Origin of the sequence: Pseudomonas sp. TH08, assembly GCF_016651275.1 — a bacterium.
Classification (GTDB): Bacteria; Pseudomonadota; Gammaproteobacteria; order Pseudomonadales; family Pseudomonadaceae; genus Aquipseudomonas.
In genome coordinates this window covers 1,690,147-1,708,656 of sequence record NZ_JAEKEE010000001.1, presented here as the reverse complement: position 1 = coordinate 1,708,656, position 18,510 = coordinate 1,690,147, and the positions used below count along the sequence as shown (strand labels likewise).

Below are 18,510 nucleotides of genomic sequence, written 5' to 3'. Positions count from 1 at the left end.
CGGAGTCGAAGATGAAAAACTGGCTGGACGAGATCAAATGGGACGCTGATGGCCTGGTGCCGGCGATAGCCCAGGATCACAAGACCGGACGTGTATTGATGATGGCCTGGATGAACCGCGAAGCGCTCGAACTGACCGCCGCGGAAAACCGTGCAATCTACTGGTCACGTTCCCGTGGCAAGCTGTGGCGCAAGGGCGAAGAGTCCGGCCATGTGCAGACCTTGCATGAGATGCGTCTGGACTGTGACGCCGACGTGATCATCCTGATGGTTGAACAGATCGGCGACATCGCTTGCCATACCGGCCGTCAAAGCTGCTTTTACCGTGTCTTCGAAAACGGCGACTGGAAAACCGTCGACCCGGTTCTGAAAGACCCGCACGCTATCTATTCCGCAGGACACAAACATGAGTGACACCCTGACCCGCCTCGCTCAGGTGCTTGAAGAGCGCAAGGGCGCTGCTGCCGACAGCTCATATGTAGCTAGTCTGTATCACAAGGGCTTGAACAAGATTCTGGAGAAAGTCGGCGAAGAGTCGGTCGAAACCATTATTGCCGCCAAGGACGCCGCCATCAGCGGTGACTGCAGCGACGTGATCTACGAGACCGCCGACCTGTGGTTCCACAGCATGGTCATGCTCGCCCAACTGGGGCAGCATCCGCAGGCTGTGCTCGATGAACTGGATCGTCGCTTCGGTCTGTCCGGACACGTCGAGAAAGCCTCGCGTCCGTCCGCCTGAACAACTTTTAGAGAGGAACAGCAACATGGGCATTTTTGACTGGAAACACTGGATCGTCATTCTGGTAGTCGTGGTGCTGGTGTTCGGCACCAAGAAACTGAAAAACCTCGGCACCGACGTTGGCGAGTCGATCAAGGGCTTCCGCAAGGCCATGAACGACGACGAGAAACCTGCCGCCGATCCAACCGTCACGCCTGCGCAACCGGTGCCACCGGTTCAGCCGCAAGCCACCGCTCAGGCCAATCCGCCGCACACCATTGACGTGCAGGCGCAGAAAGTCGAAGAGCCGATCCGCAAAGACGTGTGAGCACTGACTAATGTTTGGTATCAGCTTCTCTGAACTGCTGCTCGTCGGCCTCGTTGCCCTGCTGGTGCTGGGCCCCGAGCGTCTGCCGGGCGCTGCACGCACCGCTGGCCTGTGGGTCGGCCGGCTGAAGCGCAGCTTCAACGCGATCAAACAGGAAGTTGAACGTGAAATCGGTGCCGACGAGATTCGTCGGCAACTGCACAACGAGCACATTCTGTCGCTGGAGCAAGAGGCGCGGAAGATCTTCCAGCCGGTTCAGCAAGAGCCGACGCCGGTTGAAGTTGAGCATGTCGGACAGCAGACGATTCATGCGCCAACCGCGCCTGCTGCACCTGCTCCAATAACAGCACCTGCTGCCGTTGTAGCGCCGACAGAACCGTCGCCCGTTGCCGCAGAAACTTCGGTTGAACACGTAGCTCAAACCGCCGCGCCGATCACACCAGCGCCTCACGATCCTACTTTGCCGCCGCGAGCCCCATGACAAGGGCCTGTCATCGGTCATTTCCTGTGTCGCGTTGTCGCCTGAAAGCGGGCCAGGCAAGGCGTAGTCCGCAGGGAATGTGCTTTACCTTCCCAAGGACTACAACGCAGCCTGGCCCGCTTTCAGGCACAACCCGAAGGGCCGGCCCGTATTTGCGCAGGGCTGCGTTACTCGTTGCTTATTTGAAACGCCAAACTACGCGCCTCGCGCCTTGCCCTGCGCAAATACGGGCTCGGCGCGACACAGGAAATGACCGATGACAGGCCCTAGCCTCCCCGAAAACGACCAGCACATGCCGCTGGTTTCGCACCTCACCGAGTTGCGCACCCGTCTGCTGCGTTGCGTGGCGGCGATCTTCATCATCTTCGCCGGGCTGTTCGCCTTCACCCAGCAGATCTACACCTTCGTCTCGACGCCGCTGCGCCAGTACCTGCCAGTCGGCGCGACGATGATCGCCACCGATGTGTCGTCGCCGTTCCTGACGCCGCTGAAGCTGACGATGATGGTTTCGCTGTTTCTGGCGATTCCGGTGATCCTGCATCAGATCTGGGGCTTTATCGCGCCGGGCCTGTACAAGCATGAGAAGCGCATCGCTGTACCGCTGCTGGTCTCCAGCATCCTGCTGTTCTACACCGGCATGGCGTTCGCCTATTACTTCGTGTTCCCGCTGATCTTCAAATTCTTCGCCGCCGCCACCCCGGCCGGCGTGGAAATGATGACCGACATCGCCAGCTACCTCGATTTCGTCATGACGCTGTTCTTCGCCTTCGGCGTGGCGTTTGAAATCCCGGTGGCCGTAGTGCTGCTGGTATGGATCGGCGTGGTCGACGTCAAATACCTGAAGAAAATCCGCCCGTACGTAATCATCGGCTGCTTCGTGGTCGGCATGATCCTGACGCCGCCGGACATCTTTTCGCAGACGCTGCTGGCTGTGCCGATGTGGATGCTGTTTGAAATCGGCATTCTGTTCGGTGGCCTGATCAGCAAGCGCGAACGCCCGGACGAAACCCCGGCCGACGATCACAACGACCAGCCGCCAGCGACCCAGGCATGAACCTGCTGTTGCTCGAAGAGGCCGATTTCATTGCGGCCGACCGCGTGGTGCTGCGTGATCGTCGCCTGACGCACATGCAGGAAGTCCACCGTTCGGAAGTCGGTGACAGCCTGCGTGTGGGGCGTATCGATGGTTTGATGGGCTCGGCGGAGTTGCTGCGGCTGGAGGCAGGTGAGGCTGAATTGCGCGTCACCCTCGATCAGCCGCCACCGGCGAAATTGCCGCTTACTCTCGTGTTGGCCCTGCCCCGCCCGAAAATGCTCCGCCGGGTGTTTCAGACCGTGGCAACCATGGGCGTGTCCAAGGTGATTCTGGTCAACAGCTACCGAGTCGAGAAGAGTTTCTGGCAGACGCCATTTCTTGAACCGGAAGCGATTCGCGCAAATTTGATCCTCGGTCTTGAACAGGCACGCGATACCGTGCTGCCAGAAATCATCATCGAGAAGCGCTTCAAGCCTTTTGTTGAAGACCGCCTGCCGGCGATTACCGAAGGTACCCTCGGCCTGGTCGGCCATCCCGGCAACTATCCGCCGTGCCCGCGCGCGCTCAGCGAACCGGTCACATTGGCCATCGGCCCCGAAGGCGGCTGGATCCCTTACGAAATCGACCTGCTGGCCAAATCCGGCCTGCAACCGGTGCAACTGGGCGAGCGCATCCTGCGCGTCGAAACCGCCGTCACCGCCCTCCTCGCCCGCCTGTTCTAAGCGTCACACCGATCCCCTGTAGGAGCTGCCGCAGGCTGCGATCTCTTGATGTTGTCTTGTTAAAGCAAGATCAAAAGATCGCAGCCTGCGGCAGCTCCTACAGTCCAGCGTTCCGGCATTCCAGCGTTCCAGCGTTCCAGCAGTCCAGCAGTCCAGCATTCCAGCGAGCCTCAGGACTGCCGGACAAATGGTGTTACAGATTGCCATCACTCAGCCGATACAGTCCCCATAAGTCCAATTAGTGGTCGGGGAGTCGTCGCATGTACCGTTGGTTAGCCGAGAATCTTGGGAACGTCAGCGTCAAACGCAAGCTGGGTATTGGTTTCGGCCTGGTGCTGTTGCTGACGCTGTTGATCACCTTCACCGGCTGGTCCGGCATGAGCGGCATCATCAGCCGTGGTGACAAGCTTGGGTTCATTTCCAGCCTCAACGAGCTGACCAAGGACCTGCGCCTCGCGCGCCTGGACTATGAAGCACGCCGTGGCGAACAAGGCCCGGGCGCGGTCAACGAACTGCTGAGCAAACTCGACAGTGGCCTGCAAACCGCCCGCAGCCTGATCGAGCAACCGTCCGACGCAGCCATGGTCGATCAGCAACTGGCCGCCGTCGCCGAGTACAAACGCGCCTTCGCTGACATGACCCAGGCCACCGTGCAGCGCGAAGACGCTCGCAGCAAACTTGGCGCCAGTGCCGACAACGCTGTGGCCAAGGTGTCCGAAGTTGAAAAATCCGTGCTGCAGGGCGATAGCGTCGCGCAATTCAATAGCGTCATCGAGCTGAGCAAACTGCTGCAACAGGCGCGCTACCAGGTTCGCGGCTACACCTACAGCGGCAAGGCCGACGCCGAACAGCCAGCGCTGGACGCGATCGACAATGCGCTGAAAAACCTCGAAAGCCTGCCATCGAAACTGCCGGAGCAGCACATCGCCAACCTGCAACAGGCCGCTGATTCGATCAAAGCTTATCGTGCGGCGGTCAGCCAATTCCGCGACTCTCAAGTCAACACTGCCAAGGCTCAGGCAAGCATGTCGACTCAGGGCGAGATCCTGCTCGACGTCAGCAAGAAACTCACCGAATCGCAAACCGTCGTGCGCGACACCGATGCCGCCCACGCCAAGAACATGCTGATGATCGCCACGCTGCTGGCCGTAGCTTTTGGCCTTCTGGCGGCTTGGGCGATCACCCGTCAGATCATCATTCCACTGAACCAGACCCTGCAAGTCGCTGAACGCGTGGCGGCCGGCGACCTGACTCACAACCTGGTCTCCCTGCGCCGCGACGAACTCGGCCAGTTGCAACGCTCGATGCAGAGCATGACCCAAGGTCTGCGCGAGCTGATCGGCGGGATCAGCGACGGCGTTACGCAGATCGCCAGCGCCGCTGAAGAGCTGTCGGCCGTGACCGAGCAGACCAGCGCCGGGGTCAACAATCAGAAGATCGAGACCGACCAGGTCGCCACTGCCATGAACGAAATGGCCGCGACCGTGCAGGAAGTCGCGCGCAACGCCGAGGAAGCTTCGGAAGCCGCCGTGGCCGCTGACCAGCAGGCCCGCGAAGGCGACAAAGTGGTCGGCGAAGCCATCGCGCAGATCGAGCGTCTGGCGGTTGAAGTGGGTCACTCCACCGAAGCCATGGGCGAACTGAAACGCGAAAGCGACAAGATCGGCAGCGTCCTCGACGTGATCAAATCCGTGGCCCAGCAAACCAACCTGCTGGCCCTCAACGCGGCGATTGAAGCGGCGCGTGCCGGTGAAGCCGGACGTGGTTTTGCCGTAGTCGCCGACGAAGTACGCAGCCTCGCCCAGCGCACGCAGAAGTCCACCGAAGAGATCGAAGAACTGATTGTCGGCCTGCAAAACGGTACTCAGCAAGTCGCAACGATCATGGACAACAGCCGCACCCTGACCGACAGCAGCGTTGAGCTGACCCGTCGCGCCGGCGGTTCGCTGGAAAGCATCACCCGCACGGTGTCGGCGATTCAGGCGATGAACCAGCAGATTGCGGCAGCAGCTGAACAGCAGAGCGCGGTGGCTGAAGAGATCAACCGTAGCGTGTTGAATGTGCGCGATGTGTCGGATCAGACGTCGGCGGCGAGTGAAGAGACCGCGGCGTCGAGCGTTGAGCTGGCACGCCTGGGGACGCATCTGCAGATGCTGGTGGGTCGCTTCAAGGTTTGAGGTGATTCATCCACCTCGGTTCGCTGTGGACCGAGGTGATGCGATTCGCGAGCAGGCTCGCTCCCACAGGTTTTGCGGTGTTTACACCTTTTGTGCAACAACACAAAACCACTGTAGGAGTGAGCCTGCTCGCGATTAGCGGCCCCCAGGCCGCTGCTTTTTACAGAACCTGACGCAGGAAGGCCTGAGCCCGTGGATCCTTCGGCGCATCAAAGAACTCTGCCGGCGCGGCATCTTCCAGCAGTTTGCCGTGATCGAAAAACAGCACCCGATCCGCCACTTCCCGGGCAAAGCCCATCTCGTGGGTCACACAGACCATGGTCATGCCTTCTACGGCCAGGTTCTTCATCACGTCCAGCACCTCGCCGACCATTTCCGGGTCAAGTGCCGAAGTCGGCTCGTCGAACAACATAACCTTCGGTTCCATCGCCAGCGCCCGCGCAATGGCCACGCGCTGCTGCTGACCACCGGACAGGCGCGACGGAAACTCGTTGGCCTTCTGCGCAATCCCGACCTTTTGCAGCAATTCCATGGCCTTCGCCTCGCGCTCTTTCTTGCCGCGCTTGCGCACGACTTTCTGCGCCAGACAGAGGTTTTCCAGCACGGTCATGTGCGGGAACAGATTGAAATGCTGAAACACCATGCCGACTTCACGGCGGTAGGCATTGACGTCGGTTTTCGGGTCGGCCAGTTGCAAGCCGTCGATGCTCACCGAGCCTGAGTCGAATTCTTCCAGGCCGTTGAGGCAGCGCAGGAAGGTCGATTTGCCGGAACCGGACGGGCCGATCACCACCAGCACTTCGCCCTTGGCCACCGTGGTGCTGACGTTATCCACAGCGCGCACCACCTGACCGCGGGTGTCGAAGACTTTTACCAGATCGCGGACTTCAATCACTTTGCGCGAGCCTCCGCTCAAGCCGGCTGGCGATTTTCGACAGCGGCAGGTTGATCAACAGGTAAAGGCCGGCGACGCAGAACAGAATCTCGAACGGCGAGAACGACGTGGTGATGACTTCGCGGCCGCTTTTCAGCAGCTCGGTGATAGCGATCACCGACACCAAGGACGTGTCCTTGACCAGACTGATGAACTGCCCGGCCAATGGCGGCAGCACGCGTTTCAAGGCTTGCGGCAGCACCACATGGCGCATCGACTGGCCGGCACTCAGTCCCAGCGAGCGCGCCGCTTCGTTCTGACCGCGTGCAATCGATTGCACGCCGGAACGGATGATCTCGGCCACGTAAGCGCCGGTGAACAACGACAGCGCGGCGATCCCGGCGAACTCGCGGGACAGGTTCATCACCGTGCCGATGAAGAAGTAGAAAATGAAGATCTGCACCAGCAGCGGCGTGCCGCGCACCAGTTCGACATAAATCGTCGAGAGGTCGCGCAGGGTCGGGTTGCTCGACAAGCGGCACAGCCCGGTGACCAGACCGATCAGCAGACCCAGAATCCCGGAGACCACCGATAGCCAGAGCGTCGTCCACAGCCCCCACATCAGCGGTCCTGCTGCCCAATGGCGGGTGACACCGACGACATCGCCTTCGGCCACATCGTCGCCCTGAGCGAATTGCAGGCTGTTCTCGTCGACCGTCAGGTGCTGCTCGTCACCGGCGTCGTTGCGCAGGGTGACTTGCGCGCTGCCGCCCTTGCGCACCAGCTCCGTGACGGTGGAGATGTCGGTGGCACGCTGGGTTTCTTCGGCCTGATAGGCGAAGTACTGCGGCACACGGTTCCAGCGCCATTCGTAGGACATCAGCGACGTCGCGTAATACAAAGCGCCCGCCAGGCCGACCAGCACCAGCACGGTGAGGACGTGCCACGGCCATTGGGCTTTTTTATGTTTCATTGCAGGTTCCGGGATTGGTGTTGCTTACAAGGCCCTCTTCGCGAGCAGGCTCGCTCCCACATTGGAATGCATTTCAAATGTGGGAGCGAGCCTGCTCGCGAAAGGAGCGACGCGGTCTGGCTGACCGGCGTTATTCCATGTCCTTGAGCCACTCGGTGCTCTTGAACCACTTGTCATGGATGCGATCGTAGGTGCCGTCTTCGTGGATCTGGTGCAGGAAGTTGTTGATGAAGTTGAGGCTGTCGTAATCACCCTTCTTCAGACCAAACGCCAAAGGCTCGTAGGTGAACGGCTTGTCGAGGAACACCAGTTTGCCAGCGCCGACCTTGGTCACCGCAACCACGTTGTACGGCGCGTCATAGATAAACGCGTCGGCCTTGCCGTTGACCACGTCGAGCACGGCTTCCTGCTCATTGTCGTAGCCGTGGTACTTGGCTTTGGAGATCAGCTTCCTGGCGACCATTTCGCCGGTGGTGCCGAGCTTGGAGGTGATGCGGTAGTCAGCAGTGTTCAGGTCTTTGTACGACTTGATGGTGCCTTCCAGCTCCTTGCGGATCAGCAGGGTCTGGCCAACGACGATGAACGGTTCGCTGAAGTTCAGGCGCAGGTTACGCTCCTGAGTCAGGGTCATGCCGCTGCCGATCATGTCGAACTTGTCGGTCATCAGCGCCGGGATGATGCCGTCGTAACCGGTCGAAACCAGCTCGAGTTTGACGCCCATGGCCTTTGACATGGCTTTGAGGATGTCGACTTCGAAGCCGATGATTTCGCCGCGCTTGTTGGTCATTTCGAACGGCATGTAGGTCGGATCCATACCGACTTTCAACGTGCCGCGCTTGACCGCGTCATCGATGGCACCAGCATGCGCCGCATTGACTGCAACCAGTGCCGTGACGCCGACCAGCAGCATCGACAGATACTTCTTCATCTTCAAGTCCCCAAAACCATTGCGTTTGCGGCGCGAAAACCAACAGAGGCGGGCCAAAAAGCCCGGGTGCGCCAATTCGGGGACGGATGCTAACGCACTCGTCCGTTTGCACAAGGTTTTTTGCCGGGAATTGTTGTTATGGGTCGGGCCGTAGAATTAAAAAAACCCCGCAACATCGCGGGGTTTCTTTATCAGGCCGGCTGCGCCTGCAGGCTCAGCGGTCGCAGCGGCAGCAACGGCGCATGCGGATCGGCTTTCACCGAAGCCCGCCATGCATCCAGCCACTCGGCGTGACCTTCGGCCCAGACCAGCTCGTGCAGTCGCGCCAAAGCCACCGGATCGCTCAGCAGTTGCAGGCGATCATGGTTGCTCAGCGCCGCCGGGCCAACCTTCAGGGCGTGACGCACACGCTCCTGACGCAGCCACTCGATCGGCTCAGCCTGGCCATGACGGGACGTCGCCAGCGAGCACGCCAAAGCGTTCTGCTGTGGATCGACCACCGCACGGACAAAGCCGTCGTTGAGCGCGTGCCAACGGTTTTCATGGGTGTACTTGTCGGTGTCCAGCAGTGCCTGTGGCGGATTGTATTCCTCAGGGATGAGGAACAGGCTCTCGTCACGGGACTTCAGACCTAGGCCGACACGGCTGGAGATCACCGATACCGGGATCGACAACATCAGCGAACCGACGATCGGCACCAGCCACCACAGGAAGCTCGGGTTCAGCCAGACCACCAGCAGCGCCCAGCAGAAGCCCAGCAGGGTTTGCGGGCCGTGGCGCTTGACTGCTTCGCTCCATGGCGTCGAGTCGTCGTCACGCTGCGGCGAGTTCCAGGTCGCCGCCCAGCCGAGGAACGCGGCCAGTACGAAACGGGTGTGGAAAATCATCCGCACCGGCGCCAGCAGCATGGAGAACAGCATCTCCAGCAGCATCGACAAGGTCACCTTGAACTTGCCGCCGAACTCTTTCGCGCCCTTCGCCCAGATCAGGATGATGCTCAACAGTTTCGGCAGGAACAGCAGCACGATCGTCGTCGAGAACAGCGCAATCGCCTTGTCCGGGTGCCATTGTGGCCACAATGGATAGAGCTGACGGGGTTCAAGGAAGTACTGCGGCTCCATCAGCGTGTTCACCGCCAGCAGCGCGGTCGACAACACCAGGAAGAAGAACCACAACGGCGCTGACAGGTATGACATTACGCCCGTCAGGAACACCGCACGGTGTACCGGGTGCATGCCTTTGACCAGGAACAGGCGGAAGTTCATCAGGTTGCCGTGGCACCAGCGACGGTCACGCTTGAGTTCATCGAGCAGGTTCGGCGGCAGTTCTTCGTAGCTGCCCGGCAGGTCGTAGGCAATCCATACGCCCCAACCGGCACGGCGCATCAGCGCGGCTTCAACGAAGTCGTGCGACAGGATCGCTCCGGAGAACGCGCCTTTGCCCGGCAACGGCGCCAAGGCGCAGTGGTCGATAAACGGCTTCATGCGGATGATCGCGTTGTGGCCCCAGTAGTGGGATTCACCCAACTGCCAGAAGTGCAGACCGGCGGTAAACAGCGGCCCGTACACACGGGTCGCGAACTGCTGCATGCGCGCATACAGGGTGTCCATGCCCGACGCACGTGGCGCGGTCTGGATGATCCCGGCGTCCGGCGTGGCTTCCATCAAGCGCACCAGACTGGTCAGGCACTCGCCGCTCATCACCGAGTCGGCGTCGAGCACAACCATGTACTTGTAGTCACCGCCCCAACGACGGCAGAAGTCGTCGAGGTTGCCGCTCTTGCGTTTCACCCGACGGCGACGGCGGCGATAGAATATCTTGCCGAAGCCTTTGGCCTCGCGGCAGACATCCAGCCACGCCTGTTGCTCGGCGACGCAGATATCGGTGTCGTTACTGTCGCTCAACACGAAAAAGTCGAAACGATCGAGATCACCGGTGGCGGCGACCGATTCGAACGTAGCGCGCAAACCGGCAAACACTCGCGGCACGTCTTCGTTGCAGATTGGCATCACCAGTGCGGTGCGTGCGTCCTTGGCAATCGGCTCGTTGCCGGCGCTTTTGCCGGAGATACGGTATTTATCGTGACCGGTGAGCAGCTCAAGGAAGCCCATCAGCGCGGTCCAGAAACCAGCCGAAACCCAGCAGAACAGAATCCCGAACAGAATCAGGATGCTGGTTTGCAGCGCATACGGCAGCACTTGCGTGGCTGTTTGCATCAGCGGTTGATGCAGGACTTCATCGAGATCGACGAACGACCAGCCCTGGTACGGCATGATGCCTTTCATGTACCAGCCGGCGACGATGGTCTGGCCAAGCATCAGCACCAACAGAATGTAGCGACGGATCGAACCGACAGTGCGCCAGCGCGCCGCCGGCAGGACGTTTTCGTCTTTCGGCGGCTGTGGCGGGTTGGTGCGACCGGTCAGACGGCGCCAGCCACGCACCAGAATATTGGTGCGCCACGGCTCCGGTACGACTTTGGTGCGACGAATCGGCGGCGTGGCCTTGAGGCTGACGCGGCCGCTGGCGTCGAGCGCCAGCATTTCCGCTTCTTCCAGCTCTTCGGCGGTGCTCAGGGTCAGGCGCTTGCCCACCGAAGCCTGGGCGGCCTCGGCAGGAGCGTCGAACGTTGACGACGACAGGCGTTGATGCAGCTCGCTGAACGACTGGCAACCCGCGAGTTCCGCGCGCTGCTCGTCGGTCATCGGCAGATGCGCCAGATACTCGGACAGAGTCTCTGGCTGTACTTGAGAGTTACTCATCGGCAGGCAACTGATAGCTCCAGGTCTCGGTCAGGACTTCTTCAGTCGGTGCCGATTCCGGTGTGGCTGGGGCCGCGTCCGCAGCGGCTGGCTGCTTGGCGTCTTTGTTGGCCTTGTCCTTGGCATCTACGGCTGGCTTGGCGTCGGCCTGTTTGGCCTCGGCTGCCTTGGCTTCCTTGTCGAGTTTCTCTTGTTGCTTGGCGGCGACCTTGTCGGCCTTGGCGACAGACGAATTGGACGCCGGCACCGATTTCGCCAGATCAGCGGTTACGACAGGCTGAACCAAGGCAGCACGCATCTCGGTCGACTTGCTCGCGTCCTTGATTTTCATCCGCAGAGTCAAACGCCAGCCCTTGGTTTCAGGGTTGTAGCGCACGCTGTTTTCAACAAGTTCGGCGTTGTCGCCAACGCTGACCTGGCTGCGAACGTCCGCATCCGGCGTCAGGGCCGCGAGCGATGGACCTTCGAAATCGACCAGGTAGGCAACGCTGCCATCCGGCTGACGGATCAGGTTCGATTGCTTGACGTCACCGGTCGAACGCAGCGTCTGCGAAACCCAGGCGCTGTCCGGCGCGTGAATCGCCGCTTCGTCCATGGTCCAGTGCAGGCGGTAGGCGAAGTCCAGAGGCTTGCCTGGCTCCGGCAGGGTCTCCGGGCTCCAGAACGCAACGATGTTGTCGTTGGTTTCATCGGCGGTCGGGATTTCTACCAGATCAACAGTGCCTTTGCCCCACTCGCCCTTCGGCTCGATCCAGGCGCTTGGGCGCTTGTCGTAGCGGTCGTCAAGGTCTTCATAGTGGCTGAAGTCGCGGCCACGTTGCAGCAAGCCGAAACCACGCGGGTTCTCGACGCTGAAGTTGCTCACGGCCAGGTGTTTAGGGTTGTTCAGCGGACGCCAGATCCACTCGCCGTTGCCGGCATGAATCGACAGACCACTGGAGTCGTGCAGTTCACGACGATAGTTGAGGACTTTCGACGGCTGGTTGGCGCCAAAGAGGAACATGCTGGTCAGCGGCGCAATGCCCAGTTTGCCGACCTTGTCACGCAGGAACACCTGCGCCTTGACGTCAACAATGGTGTCGCTGCCCGGACGCAGGATCAAACGGTAGGCACCCGTAGCACGCGGCGAATCGAGCAAGGCGAAGATCACCAGATGCTTGTCGCCTGGCTTCGGCTGTTGAATCCAGAACTCGCGGAAACGCGGGAATTCTTCGCCCGACGGCAGCGCAGTATCGATCGCCAGGCCACGCGCCGACAAACCGTAGGTGTGGCCCTTTCCAACGACGCGGAAGTAGCTCGCGCCGAGCATGGTCATGATTTCGTCTTGTTTGTCGGCCTTGTTGATCGGGTACAGCACACGGAAACCGGCATAACCCAGTTGTTCGGTGGCTTTCGGATCGAATTTCAGGTCGCCGAAATCGAAGCGCGTCGGATCGTATTTGATCTCTTCGACGGTGTTCGCCGTGATTTCGTTGATTTTCACCGGCGTATCGAAGTGCATACCCTGGTGATAGAAGGAGAGCTTGAACGGGGTCTTCTGATCAGCCCACTCAGCCTTTTCGGTGAGGAAGCGGATTTTCTGATAGTCCGCGAACTTCATGTCGCGGAACTCGTTCGGCAGATTGCTGCGCGGGGCTTCGAACTTCTGCCCGGCCAGTTCTTTAGCCTTCGCCGATACATCGTCAAGATTGAACGCCCAAAGCTGGCCGGCGCTGAGCAGGCACAGGAGCGCCGAGCCCGCTACCAGAGCACTTCGCACGCGTTTGGCAGACAATTTTGCTGCATTACAGGGACTAACAATCACGAGCAACCCTCGCCGAAAACAGATCAAAAAACCAACGGCCAGCTATCTATATGCCAGGTTGGCGAGCATTGTTCCGACTCCGCTGGGGCAAAATGATTCCCCAATCGGATCCGGACAAGTCTCTACCTAAGTCAAAATGGACCAACGAACGCTGATCCCCGTAGCGCGCGATTATCTAGTAGCCCGCATGACAACGCATCAGGGGTAACAAAGTATTTATCGCGAAAAATGCCTGTTTTCAGTCGAAAAGCCCTAGAAAAGATGTTTCAAGCGCTTTCATGTCTGTAACAGGAAGGTTACCGGACCATCGTTGACCAGGTGCACCTGCATATTCGCGCCGAATCTACCTGATGCCACAGTGCCATGCATCTGTTTCGCTCGGTTTAATAGATAGTCGAACAATTCCTCGCCCAGGGCTGGAGGGGCCGCTGTCGAAAAACTCGGTCGCAGCCCGCTTTTTGTATCGGCGGCCAGGGTGAACTGAGAGACCAGCAGCAACCCACCACCCACATCGGCCAGGGACAAGTTCATCTTGCCCTCGGCGTCACTGAATACCCGATAGTTAAGCAGCTTATGCAGAAGTTTGTCGGCGCTGGCATGCGTGTCGTCGGGTTCGACCGCCACCAGCACCAGCAAACCTTGATCTACCGCCCCGACTACCTCGCCCGCGACTTCAACCCGTGCACCGCTTACGCGCTGTAAAAGCCCCTTCATGCTTCTTCCGGCGGCAGGTCGAGCAGGCGACGCGCCATGTTGCTCGCCGCGCGCACCAGCGCATCGGTGATCCCCGGTTCGGAGGCGGCATGGCCGGCATCACGAATGACCTGCAGTTCGCTGTTCGGCCAGGCCTGGTGCAATTCCCAGGCATTGTCGAGCGGGCAGATCACGTCGTAGCGGCCGTGGATGATCACGCCGGGCAGATGAGCGATCTTGCCCATGTCGCGAATCAGTTGATTCGGCTCGAGGAAGGCGTTGTTGGTGAAGTAATGGCATTCGATCCGCGCAATCGACAGCGCACGTTGCGGCTCGGAGAAACGATCGACCACCAGCGGGTTCGGCCGCAGGGTCGCGGTGCGCCCTTCCCAGGTCGACCAGGCTTTAGCCGCGTGCATCTGGGCGATCTGGTCGTTGCCGGTGAGGCGTTTGTGGAAAGCGCTGAGCAGGTCGTCGCGCTCGTCCAGCGGGATCGGTGCAATGTAGTCCTGCCAGTAATCGGGGAACAGACGGCTGGCGCCAGCCTGATAGAACCACTCGATTTCTTGCGGGCGGCAGAGAAAGATCCCGCGCAAGATCAGACCGTGAACACGCTCAGGGTGGGTTTGCGCGTAAGCCAGCGCCAGGGTCGAACCCCACGAGCCGCCGAACAGCACCCATTTGTCGATGCCCAGGTGTTTACGGATGCGCTCAAGGTCGGCGACCAGATCCCAGGTGGTGTTGTTTTCCAGGCTGGCGTGCGGGGTGGAACGGCCGCAACCGCGCTGGTCGAAGGTGACAATGCGATAGAGATTCGGATCGAAATAGCGACGGCTTTGCGCGTCGCAACCGGCGCCGGGGCCGCCATGGATGAACACAACCGGCAAACCCTCCGGTGAACCGCTTTCGTCGACGTACAGCGTGTGGGTGTCATCGACAGCCAGATCGTGCCGGGCGTGAGGTTTGATCTGCGGAAACAAAGTCTGCATTGCGCGCTCCGTAAAGGGTCGAGGTCATCCCTGGGGGGACTTCTATTTATTCTGCCGTTGGGCATCATAAACCCGATTTACGTCAATGAGCATGCTCGCTCGCTGTCACCGCTTGTCAGACATGCACCACAGTCTGCTGCACACAAAAACTTGTAGGAGTGAGCCTGCTCGCGATGGCGTTGGTTCAGGCAATATTTCAGCGACTGACACACCGCTATCGCGAGCAGGCTCACTCCTACAAGGGTTGGGTGCCAGGCGCTATTTTTGCGCGTAGTGCTTTTGCCCCCAGGCCAGATAGTGCTGCAGCAACTCCTTGAGGACCACCCGCGTCGGCTCGGCCAGGTCGGCGCGATAGCGGAACGGTTCGAACTCTTCCATGTAGGTGCTCTGGCACAACTCCAGTTGCACTGCGTGGATGTTCTCGGCCGGGTTACCGTAATGGCGGGTGATGTGGCCGCCCTTGAAGCGGCCGTTGAGCACGTGGCTGTAATCGTCGTGGCGCGCACAGATGGCTTCCAGCTGCGTAGCGAGTTGCGGATCGCAACTGGCGCCATTGAAGGTGCCCAGGTTGAAGTCCGGCAGTTTGCCGTCGAACAGGTGCGGGATGATCGAGCGGATCGAGTGCGCATCGAACAGCAGCGCATAACCGAACTCGGCCTTCAGCCGCGCCAGCTCTTCCTGCAAAGTGCGGTGATACGGCGTCCAGATCTGTTCAAGATAAGTCGCGCGCTGTTCTTGCGAAGGCTCATGCCCTTCGCGGAACAACGGGATGCCATCGAACAGCGTCCCCGGGTACAGGCCGGTGGTCGCGCCGGTGTACAACGGTTTGTCGTCGGACGGCCGGTTCAGGTCGATGACGAAACGCGAATACTCGGCAGCCAGCGTACTGGCGCCCAGCGCTTCAGCGAAGTCATAGAGCTGCGGAATATGCCAGTCAGTATCCGGCAGGCTTTTCGCGTCGGCGATCAGCCCGGCCTCGACCTCCGGGGTCAGGCGCAGGCCGGCGTGCGGCATGCTGATCAGCAGCGGCACGCGACCTTGTTTGAAGCTCAGAACCTTATCCACAACCGCTCTCCTACAGACTTGATTCGACGCCGTGACGGACGACGCGTTTATCCAGATCACCACCGAGCCAGTAGGCCAGATCCGCCGGACGATCAATCTGCCAGGCAACGAAATCCGCCACCTTGCCGATTTCCAGTGAACCGTGTGTATCGGCCATGCCCAATGCCTGCGCGGCATGAAGGGTCGCGCCGGCCAGTGCCTCTTCCGGGGTCATGCGGAAACAGGTGCAGGCCATGTTCAGCATCAGCCGCAACGACAGCGCCGGCGAGGTGCCGGGGTTGAGGTCGCTGGCGATGGCGATTTTCACCTTGTGCTTGCGCAGGGCATCCATCGGCGGCAACTGGGTCTCACGCAGGAAATAGAACGCGCCCGGCAGCAACACCGCGACGGTGTCGGCTTCGGCCATGGCGATGGCGTCGGCCTCGTCCATGAATTCCAGATGATCGGCCGACAACGCCTTATAGCGCGCGGCAAGGCTGGAGCCGTGCAGCGACGATAATTGCTCGGCGTGCAGCTTCACCGGCAGTCCGAGTTTTTGCGCCGCAATGAATACGCGCTCGACTTGCTCCGGCGAGAACGCCAGGTATTCGCAGAAAGCATCCACGGCATCGACCAGCCCTTCGGCGGCCAAGGCTGGCAGCATCTCGGTACAGATCAGCTCGATGTAATCGTCGGCGCGATCCTTGTATTCCGGTGGCAACGCGTGGGCGGCCAGACAGGTGCTGCGCACACTGATCGGCAGCTCTTTTTCCAGGCGACGAATCACTCGGAGGATCTTGCGTTCGTTGGCCAGATCGAGGCCGTAGCCGGACTTCATTTCCACCGTGGTGACGCCGTCGCGCATCAGGCTTTTCAGGCGTTTGGCGGCGCTGGCGAACAGCTCGTCTTCAGTCGCTTCGCGAGTCGCGCGCACGGTGCTGGCGATGCCGCCACCGGAGGCCGCGATCTCGGCGTAGCTGACGCCTTGCAGACGTTTTTCAAACTCGCCGCTGCGGTTACCACCGAACACCGTGTGGGTGTGGCAGTCGATCAGGCCGGGGGTGACCCACGCGCCTTGCAGGTCGTTGACCGCCGGGTATTCGCCGGACGGCAATTGATCACGCGGGCCGATCCACTCGATGAGCGCACCGGACGTGACGATGGCCGCATCCTCGATGATCGAGTAGACGCCTTGCGCCATGGTTGCGACGTGGCAGTGTTGCCAGAGGGTTTTCATCCCTTAGTCTCCACAGTATTCAAAATCGATTTCGCGAGCAGGCTCGCTCCCACATTTGGAATGCGTAACCCTGTGGGAGCGAGCCTGCTCGCGAAGAGTCCATCACAGGCTAGGCAAAAGTTTGGCCGGAACCAGTTCGGTCAGGCAGCGCGAAGCCAGCAGTTCAGTCGCTGCATTGATGTCCGGCGCAAAGAAGCGGTCTTTCTCATAGAAAGGTACTTCCTTGCGCAGAATCGCCCGCGCCTGTTCCAGCTTCGCCGATGTCTTCAGACCGTTACGCAGATCCAGACCCTGCACCGCCGCCAGCCATTCCACCGCAAGAATCCCGCGAGTGTTCTCGGCCATTTCCCATAGACGCTTGCCAGCCGCCGGGGCCATCGACACATGGTCTTCCTGGTTGGCCGAAGTCGGCAGGCTGTCGACCGAATGCGGATGCGACAGCGCCTTGTTCTCGCTGGCGAGTGCCGCTGCGGTTACCTGAGCGATCATGAAACCGGAATTGACGCCGCCATTGGCCACCAGGAACGGCGGCAGTTGTGACATGTGCTTGTCCATCATCAGCGAGATACGGCGCTCGCTCAGCGAACCGATTTCAGCGATGGCGAGTGCCATGTTGTCAGCGGCCATGGCCACCGGTTCAGCGTGGAAGTTACCGCCGGAAATCACGTCGCCTTCAGCGGCGAATACCAATGGGTTATCCGACACGGCGTTGGCTTCGACCGCCAACACTTCCGCCGCCTGACGGAACTGGGTCAGGCAGGCACCCATGACTTGCGGCTGGCAGCGCAGCGAGTACGGATCCTGTACTTTTTCGCAATTCTGATGCGAGTCGGAGACTTCGCTGCGCTCACCGAGCAGATCACGGTACGCGGCAGCGGCATCGATCTGACCTTTCTGGCCACGCGCCGCGTGAATGCGTGCATCGAACGGCGAGCGCGAACCCAATACCGCTTCAACCGTCAGACCGCCCAACGCGATTGCGCCAGCAAACAGGTCTTCACCTTCAAACAGACCACGCAACGCAAACGCCGTGGAAACCTGCGTCCCATTGAGCAGCGCCAGACCTTCTTTCGCCGCCAACGTCAGCGGCGTCAGGCCGGCCACTTTCAGCGCTTCAGTGGCTTCCATCCACTCGCCCTTGTAACGCGCCTTGCCCTCGCCCAGCAGCACCAGCGACATGTGCGCCAGCGGCGCCAAGTCACCGGATGCGCCCACCGAACCTTTCAGCGGAATGTGCGGATAAACCTCGGCGTTGATCAGCGCAATCAGCGCGTCGATCACCACGCGGCGGATCCCGGAGAAACCGCGGCTAAGGCTGTTGACCTTGAGCACCATGACCAGACGCACCAAGTCATCGCTGATCGGCTGGCCAACGCCAGCGGCGTGGGACAGCACCAGCGAACGCTGGAGGTTTTCCAGGTCTTCGCTGGCGATGCGTGTAGAGGCCAGCAGGCCGAAACCGGTGTTGATGCCGTACGCGGTGCGGTTCTCGGCGAGGATCTGTTCGACGCAGGCAACGCTGGCTTCGATCTGTGCCGAGGCGCTGTTGTCGAGCGTCAGCTTGACCGGGTGCTGGTAGACGTCACGCAATTGGGCCAGGCTCAGTTGGCCAGGGATCAGGTTAAGCGCAGTCATTTAAATGCTCCTTTTGAGACATTGTTATTAACTTGCCATTCGCTCCGGAGCATTCCGTTATCCGTCGCTTTCAGCCTTTTGGGCATCCGGCGCCTTGGCACGCTGGCAGG

17 protein-coding genes and 1 pseudogene are annotated in these 18,510 nt (G+C 60.4%); 8 read left to right on the top strand and 10 right to left on the bottom strand.

Features of this window, described 5'->3' with window-relative positions; all coding sequences use genetic code 11:
* Positions 1 to 11: 11 nt before the first annotated feature.
* The 8 genes and pseudogenes from hisI to JFT91_RS30105 all read left to right on the top strand — a co-directional run bounded on the left by hisI (position 12) and on the right by JFT91_RS30105 (position 5,461).
* On the top strand, positions 12 to 413 hold the full coding sequence (gene hisI / locus JFT91_RS07940; RefSeq protein ID WP_007909357.1) for a phosphoribosyl-AMP cyclohydrolase: 402 nt from the start codon (positions 12 to 14) through the stop codon (positions 411 to 413).
* Positions 406 to 738, top strand: coding sequence for a phosphoribosyl-ATP diphosphatase (locus JFT91_RS07935; RefSeq protein WP_003220849.1), 333 nt, complete (start codon positions 406 to 408; stop codon positions 736 to 738). The genes hisI and JFT91_RS07935 overlap by 8 nt, the downstream gene beginning before the upstream one ends.
* Before the next feature lie 25 nt (positions 739 to 763).
* A complete protein-coding gene (locus JFT91_RS07930) occupies positions 764 to 1,045 on the top strand; it encodes a twin-arginine translocase TatA/TatE family subunit (RefSeq protein ID WP_003220847.1) in 282 nt (93 codons plus the stop codon).
* Positions 1,046 to 1,055: 10 nt separating this feature from the next.
* The gene (tatB, locus tag JFT91_RS07925) at positions 1,056 to 1,526 is read left to right on the top strand and encodes a Sec-independent protein translocase protein TatB (RefSeq protein ID WP_201232018.1); all 471 of its coding nucleotides are present in this window, start codon (positions 1,056 to 1,058) and stop codon (positions 1,524 to 1,526) included.
* A gap of 256 nt (positions 1,527 to 1,782) precedes the next feature.
* Positions 1,783 to 2,580 (top strand): twin-arginine translocase subunit TatC, encoded by a 798-nt coding sequence (tatC, locus tag JFT91_RS07920; protein WP_201232017.1) that lies wholly within the window; start codon positions 1,783 to 1,785, stop codon positions 2,578 to 2,580.
* Positions 2,577 to 3,284: a 16S rRNA (uracil(1498)-N(3))-methyltransferase gene (locus JFT91_RS07915; protein ID WP_201230027.1), complete on the top strand. Its 708-nt coding sequence runs from the start codon at positions 2,577 to 2,579 to the stop codon at positions 3,282 to 3,284. Before tatC ends, JFT91_RS07915 begins: the two co-directional genes overlap by 4 nt.
* A gap of 260 nt (positions 3,285 to 3,544) precedes the next feature.
* Positions 3,545 to 4,606 (top strand): annotated as a pseudogene (locus JFT91_RS30110) (methyl-accepting chemotaxis protein); the annotation flags it as partial.
* A complete protein-coding gene (locus JFT91_RS30105; protein ID WP_371262351.1) occupies positions 4,589 to 5,461 on the top strand; it encodes a methyl-accepting chemotaxis protein in 873 nt (290 codons plus the stop codon). The pseudogene JFT91_RS30110 and the gene JFT91_RS30105, both read left to right, overlap by 18 nt.
* Before the next feature lie 160 nt (positions 5,462 to 5,621).
* On the opposite strand, the gene JFT91_RS07905 is transcribed toward JFT91_RS30105, so the two are convergent.
* The 10 genes from JFT91_RS07905 to hutH all read right to left on the bottom strand — a co-directional run bounded on the left by JFT91_RS07905 (position 5,622) and on the right by hutH (position 18,400).
* On the bottom strand, positions 5,622 to 6,356 hold the full coding sequence (locus tag JFT91_RS07905; RefSeq protein ID WP_095120739.1) for an amino acid ABC transporter ATP-binding protein: 735 nt from the start codon (positions 6,354 to 6,356) through the stop codon (positions 5,622 to 5,624).
* A complete protein-coding gene (locus tag JFT91_RS07900; protein WP_201232016.1) occupies positions 6,349 to 7,308 on the bottom strand; it encodes an amino acid ABC transporter permease in 960 nt (319 codons plus the stop codon). The genes JFT91_RS07905 and JFT91_RS07900 overlap by 8 nt, the downstream gene beginning before the upstream one ends.
* A gap of 130 nt (positions 7,309 to 7,438) precedes the next feature.
* Positions 7,439 to 8,236, bottom strand: a complete 798-nt coding sequence (locus tag JFT91_RS07895; protein WP_201232015.1) for a transporter substrate-binding domain-containing protein — start codon at positions 8,234 to 8,236, stop codon at positions 7,439 to 7,441.
* Between the two features lie 191 nt (positions 8,237 to 8,427).
* Complete coding sequence (mdoH, locus tag JFT91_RS07890) at positions 8,428 to 10,998, bottom strand: glucans biosynthesis glucosyltransferase MdoH (protein ID WP_201230016.1); 2,571 nt, start codon at positions 10,996 to 10,998, stop codon at positions 8,428 to 8,430.
* Complete coding sequence (locus JFT91_RS07885; protein WP_201232014.1) at positions 10,991 to 12,802, bottom strand: glucan biosynthesis protein; 1,812 nt, start codon at positions 12,800 to 12,802, stop codon at positions 10,991 to 10,993. Before JFT91_RS07885 ends, mdoH begins: the two co-directional genes overlap by 8 nt.
* Before the next feature lie 276 nt (positions 12,803 to 13,078).
* Positions 13,079 to 13,516: a D-aminoacyl-tRNA deacylase gene (dtd, locus tag JFT91_RS07880; RefSeq protein ID WP_201230012.1), complete on the bottom strand. Its 438-nt coding sequence runs from the start codon at positions 13,514 to 13,516 to the stop codon at positions 13,079 to 13,081.
* Positions 13,513 to 14,484, bottom strand: a complete 972-nt coding sequence (pip, locus tag JFT91_RS07875) for a prolyl aminopeptidase (protein ID WP_064117068.1) — start codon at positions 14,482 to 14,484, stop codon at positions 13,513 to 13,515. The genes dtd and pip overlap by 4 nt, the downstream gene beginning before the upstream one ends.
* A 258-nt stretch (positions 14,485 to 14,742) precedes the next feature.
* On the bottom strand, positions 14,743 to 15,549 hold the full coding sequence (hutG, locus tag JFT91_RS07870) for an N-formylglutamate deformylase (RefSeq protein WP_201232013.1): 807 nt from the start codon (positions 15,547 to 15,549) through the stop codon (positions 14,743 to 14,745).
* Positions 15,550 to 15,559: 10 nt separating this feature from the next.
* Positions 15,560 to 16,765, bottom strand: a complete 1,206-nt coding sequence (gene hutI, locus JFT91_RS07865; protein WP_201232012.1) for an imidazolonepropionase — start codon at positions 16,763 to 16,765, stop codon at positions 15,560 to 15,562.
* 102 nt (positions 16,766 to 16,867) lie between these two features.
* Positions 16,868 to 18,400 (bottom strand): histidine ammonia-lyase, encoded by a 1,533-nt coding sequence (gene hutH, locus JFT91_RS07860; RefSeq protein ID WP_201232011.1) that lies wholly within the window; start codon positions 18,398 to 18,400, stop codon positions 16,868 to 16,870.
* Positions 18,401 to 18,510 lie beyond the last annotated feature (110 nt).

Coding starts and splice junctions, on each gene's coding strand:
- hisI (WP_007909357.1), top strand. CDS start 12: ATGAAAAACTGGCTGGACGAGATCAAATGGGACGCTGATGGCCTGGTG.
- JFT91_RS07935 (WP_003220849.1), top strand. CDS start 406: ATGAGTGACACCCTGACCCGCCTCGCTCAGGTGCTTGAAGAGCGCAAG.
- JFT91_RS07930 (WP_003220847.1), top strand. CDS start 764: ATGGGCATTTTTGACTGGAAACACTGGATCGTCATTCTGGTAGTCGTG.
- tatB (WP_201232018.1), top strand. CDS start 1,056: ATGTTTGGTATCAGCTTCTCTGAACTGCTGCTCGTCGGCCTCGTTGCC.
- tatC (WP_201232017.1), top strand. CDS start 1,783: ATGACAGGCCCTAGCCTCCCCGAAAACGACCAGCACATGCCGCTGGTT.
- JFT91_RS07915 (WP_201230027.1), top strand. CDS start 2,577: ATGAACCTGCTGTTGCTCGAAGAGGCCGATTTCATTGCGGCCGACCGC.
- JFT91_RS30105 (WP_371262351.1), top strand. CDS start 4,589: ATGCAGAGCATGACCCAAGGTCTGCGCGAGCTGATCGGCGGGATCAGC.
- JFT91_RS07900 (WP_201232016.1), bottom strand. CDS start 7,308: ATGAAACATAAAAAAGCCCAATGGCCGTGGCACGTCCTCACCGTGCTG.
- JFT91_RS07895 (WP_201232015.1), bottom strand. CDS start 8,236: ATGAAGAAGTATCTGTCGATGCTGCTGGTCGGCGTCACGGCACTGGTT.
- mdoH (WP_201230016.1), bottom strand. CDS start 10,998: ATGAGTAACTCTCAAGTACAGCCAGAGACTCTGTCCGAGTATCTGGCG.
- dtd (WP_201230012.1), bottom strand. CDS start 13,516: ATGAAGGGGCTTTTACAGCGCGTAAGCGGTGCACGGGTTGAAGTCGCG.
- pip (WP_064117068.1), bottom strand. CDS start 14,484: ATGCAGACTTTGTTTCCGCAGATCAAACCTCACGCCCGGCACGATCTG.
- hutI (WP_201232012.1), bottom strand. CDS start 16,765: ATGAAAACCCTCTGGCAACACTGCCACGTCGCAACCATGGCGCAAGGC.
- hutH (WP_201232011.1), bottom strand. CDS start 18,400: ATGACTGCGCTTAACCTGATCCCTGGCCAACTGAGCCTGGCCCAATTG.